We start from the raw sequence: 741 nt of genomic DNA, 5'->3' as shown, positions 1-741 counted from the left end.
CTTAAGTATCAAACGCCCCATTACACCTTAGAACTGGTGCTAATTATTAAACAAGCAAAAAGAAAGACCTGACCCTAATGGCACTAAAGTTAACTCAACTTAAGTTCAGCATGCTAAGAAATGTTTGACTAACAACTCATCGACGAAAGTAAAATGCATCTAATCAAGAGAAGTATGTATAGAGCTCACCTCAAAGTAACCTGTTGCTAGTACCGCGTCATAAGCTATCTGGACATTAGGGGCAAAAATAATTATAGCGAGATCTTTCTCTGCCCTAGAGCAACATACATACAATAATCTCCTCGTACGTTCAATTACTGATTCAATGCCACTTTCAATATTACCGCTATCCCTAGCGGATAAACTTGTATACCCAAGCAATTTCCCATAAGAAAAAATATTCTGCCGATCTTCATCATCATTAATAACCAGCAAAACCCTTTCAAATTGGGTCCCTTTAACACCTTGCTGTGTTACAAAAGGAGAAACTTCTTCAATATACTTTTTATACTCCAGTATCTCATTAGGAGAGCAGTTCAAAAAAGCTTGAACTGCTTCATTTTGATCGTTTTCTTCGTTAAGATTATCAGTTAAATAGGGAACGTAGCGCTCATCAATGTTAATTGTATTTCTATCACGCAAGTACAATAATAAATCTTTAACAGTCCCCTCTTCAGAAGACATAGTTGAAACTAAATAATCAACATCTTCTGATAACCGATTCAAAATCAGTGAAATATC

At 35.6% G+C, this 741-nt stretch carries 1 pseudogene; it reads right to left on the bottom strand.

Annotated features, from left to right (window positions below):
* Positions 1 to 159 precede the first annotated feature (159 nt).
* Positions 160 to 741 (bottom strand): annotated as a pseudogene (locus tag AC4GME_RS18940) (hypothetical protein); the annotation flags it as partial.

Source organism: Psychromonas sp. (genome assembly GCF_983033635.1).
Note: the sequence above shows the minus strand (reverse complement) of the source record. Positions and strands in the feature narration are given on the sequence as shown.